Origin of the sequence: Novosphingobium sp. B-7 (genome assembly GCF_000410615.1) — a bacterium.
GTDB classification, from domain to species: Bacteria; Pseudomonadota; Alphaproteobacteria; order Sphingomonadales; family Sphingomonadaceae; genus Novosphingobium; species Novosphingobium capsulatum.
The window spans coordinates 9,054-12,243 of sequence record NZ_KE148354.1 but is presented as its reverse complement, the minus strand read 5'-3'; the positions used below and the strand labels follow the sequence as shown (position 1 = coordinate 12,243).

The window sequence follows — 3,190 nt, the reverse complement described above, 5'->3', positions numbered from 1 at the left end:
CGGGCGCTGGCCGGCTATGAAGCGCTGCTGCTGCGCGAGGCGGGCCATGGCCTGGCCCCGGCGCGTGGCACCACGGCGGATTGGCCCGGCCTGCTCGCCCTGCTCGATGCCCAGGGGCCGGCCATCGCAAGCCAACTGCTTGCCGAACGGCGGCGCGATGTTATGGCGGCCCGCGCGATTCTGCTCGACAGGCTGAAGCGCATCGGATCGGATTGAAAAGGCCTATACCATGAAAATTGCGGTTTTGCCCGGTGACGGCATCGGCCCCGAAGTGACGCGTGAAGCGGTCCGCGTGATCGAGGCGCTCGACCTTGGCATCGCGATGGACGAAGCGCTGGTGGGCGGCTGCGCCTACAAGGCCAAGGGCCATCCGCTGCCGGCTGAAACGCTCGATCTGGCGCGCGCGTCTGACGCCATCCTGTTTGGAGCGGTGGGCGATCCCGATTGTGATGCGCTGGAACGCCACCTGCGCCCCGAACAGGCGATCCTGGGCCTGCGCAAGGAACTGACCCTGTTTGCCAACCTGCGCCCGGCCAAGGTCTTCGCCGGCCTGGAAAGCCATTCCGCCCTGCGCCCGGAAGTGGCCGGTGCGATCGACCTGCTGATCGTGCGGGAATTGAACGGCGACGTCTATTTTGGCGAAAAGGGCTTTCGCCAGAACGCCAAGGGCGAGCGCGAAGGCTATGACATCATGTCGTACAGCGAGAGCGAAGTGCGCCGCATCGCCCACGTCGCGTTCCGCGCGGCCATGGGCCGGGGCAAGCGCCTGTGTTCGGTGGACAAGGCCAACGTGCTGGAAACCTCGCAGCTGTGGCGCGACGTGATCGTGGATGTGGCCAAGGACTATCCGCAGGTCGAACTCGAACACATGTATGTCGACAACGCGGCGATGCAGCTGGTGCGCGCGCCCGGCAAGTTCGACGTGGTCGTTACCGGCAACCTCTTTGGCGATATCCTGTCTGACCAGGCGAGCATGTGCGTGGGTTCGATCGGCCTGCTCGCCTCGGCCTCGCTGGGCGAGCGTCAGACCGCGCACGGTACGTTCGGGCTTTATGAGCCGATCCACGGTTCGGCGCCCGATATCGCCGGCAAGGGGCTGGCCAACCCGATGGCGACGATCCTGTCGGCCGCCATGCTGCTGCGCCATTCGCTGGGCCTGGCCCAGGCGGCAGACCGGATCGAGGCGGCCGTGGCAGCCGTACTGGCCGATGGCGTGCTGGGCGGAGACCTGGGCGGAACGGCCGGGACTGCGGAAATTGGTGACGCGGTGCTCGCAAAGCTGTAAGCGCGCGCCCCATGTTGCAACTGGCAGTCATTCTCCCGACCTATAACGAGAGCAAGAACATTGCCTCGATGGTCGAACGGCTCGACAAGGCGCTTGCCGGCATCGCCTGGGAAGCGATCTTCGTTGATGATAACAGCCCCGATGGCACCGCCAATGTGGCGCGGGCCATCGGCCGCACCGATCCGCGCATCCGGGTGATCGAACGGATCGGGCGCCGGGGCCTGGCCTCTGCCGCGATCGAGGGGATGTGCGCCAGCGCCGCCCCCATCGTCGCGGTGATGGACAGCGACCATCAGCACGATCCGGCGCTGCTGCCGCAGATGCTGGCCGCGATCACCAGCGGCGAATGCGATGTGGCCTATGCCTCGCGCTTTGCCGAAGGCGCCAGCACCGAAGCCTGGGGCCGGCCCGACCGGGTCAAGGCATCCGGCTTGGCCAATGCCATCGCCCGCAAGGTGACGGGCGTGCAGTTGTCTGACCCGATGAGCGGGTTCTTCATGCTGCCGGCCGCCACGCTGCGCGCCGATGCGCATCGCCTGTCGGGCGTGGGCTTCAAGATCCTGCTCGACATTCTCGCCACGGTTGACGCGCCGTTGCGGGTAAAGGAATTTCCGCTGAACTTCGCCGCACGGGCCGAAGGCGAATCGAAACTGGATCGGACCGTCGTGTTTGAATTTCTCATCGGCCTTTACGACAAGTGGCTTGGCCGCATCATTCCCACCCGCTTTGCCTTGTTCGGCACGGTGGGGGCGCTGGGTGCGCTAGTCCACCTGGCCGTGCTCTATGTGGTGCTACACCTGTTCGGCCGGGAATTGGCGCTGAGCCACTATCCCAAGGAAACCGCGTTCATCGTTGGCCAGACCCTGGCGGCGATCACGGCGATGACCTTCAATTTCGTGCTCAACAACGAACTCACCTATGCCGACAAGCGCCTGCGCGGCTTCTTCCCGCTGGCGCGCGGCTGGCTCAAGTTTGCCGCGACCTGCGCGTTCGGCATGCTTGCCAACATCGGCGTGTCCACCGCCCTGGTGCGCGTGGGCTTCCACCCGATCTCGGCCGCGCTGGTCGGCATCGTGCTGGCATCGGTGTGGAACTTCGCGCTGTCGAACAAGTTCGTCTGGGGCAAGTATGGCTGATCGCTTCGGCTGATTTCGCCTGGGTTTTCAAGGGCCGCCGTCGGAAACGATGGCGGCTTTTTTACATCTCGCTCCCCCTCCTCTTCAGAGGAGGGGCCGGGGGGGGTGCGAACCCTTGCGCCAGGTACCCCCCCCCCCCCCCCCCCCCGGGGGGGGGGGGGGGGGGGGGGTACCTGGCGCAAGGGTTCGCACCACCCCCGGCCCCTCCTCGGAAGAGGAGGGGAGAATCACCCCCCGACCGACCAGGCTTGTCGCAACCCCATGCCCATCATGACTTCCACACCGGCAGCCAGGTGAACAGCTGGAACGACTTGACGCCCGGCAGGGGCAGCGCGGCAAGGATCGGGAAGAAATAGACGAAGCCGACCAGCGTCAGCGCCACGCTGGCCCAGGTCGGCCAGCGCAATCCGCGCCGCCACAACTGCGCCAGCACCAGGGCGAGCGCGGCATCGAGGAACACCGCGGCGAGCTGGTAGTGGTAATAGAACTGCACCGGCTTGCCATTGATCGCCCAGAAAAACAGCGCGCCCACATAAAGCAGCGCCGCCATGCCTGAGAGCGCGGAGAGCCGGTCGCGCCCGGTGGGCCACCACCGCCCCGGCAGGGCCAGGCCGCGCCGCAGCAGCGCCTGCACCCCATCGGCCGCGCACCACAACAGCGCCGGCAGGCCTGCCCACATACTGTAGGGATTGCCGATCATCAGCACACCGCGCTGCGCGCCGTCCCACTTTTCATAGAAGAACCAGATCGGCCGCGCGTTGAACATCCA

The 3,190-nt window shown here is 66.3% G+C and carries 2 protein-coding genes and 2 pseudogenes; 3 read left to right on the top strand and 1 reads right to left on the bottom strand.

Annotated elements, in window-relative coordinates; all coding sequences use genetic code 11:
• From H926_RS33345 to H926_RS0113420, 3 genes and pseudogenes are all read left to right on the top strand, one after another.
• Nucleotides 1–216, top strand: a pseudogene (locus H926_RS33345) (DNA recombination protein RecO); the annotation flags it as partial.
• Between the two features lie 13 nt (nt 217–229).
• Nucleotides 230–1,285 carry a 3-isopropylmalate dehydrogenase gene (leuB, locus tag H926_RS0113425; protein WP_022676771.1) on the top strand — a complete coding sequence of 352 codons (1,056 nt, stop codon included), beginning with the start codon at nt 230–232 and terminating at the stop codon, nt 1,283–1,285.
• An 11-nt stretch (nt 1,286–1,296) separates the two neighbouring features.
• Complete coding sequence (locus H926_RS0113420; RefSeq protein ID WP_022676770.1) at nt 1,297–2,421, top strand: glycosyltransferase family 2 protein; 1,125 nt, start codon at nt 1,297–1,299, stop codon at nt 2,419–2,421.
• Between the two features lie 268 nt (nt 2,422–2,689).
• On the opposite strand, the pseudogene H926_RS27510 reads toward H926_RS0113420, so the two are convergent.
• A pseudogene (locus H926_RS27510) lies at nt 2,690–3,190 on the bottom strand (hypothetical protein); the annotation flags it as partial.

Coding starts and splice junctions, on each gene's coding strand:
- leuB (WP_022676771.1), top strand. CDS start 230: ATGAAAATTGCGGTTTTGCCCGGTGACGGCATCGGCCCCGAAGTGACG.
- H926_RS0113420 (WP_022676770.1), top strand. CDS start 1,297: ATGTTGCAACTGGCAGTCATTCTCCCGACCTATAACGAGAGCAAGAAC.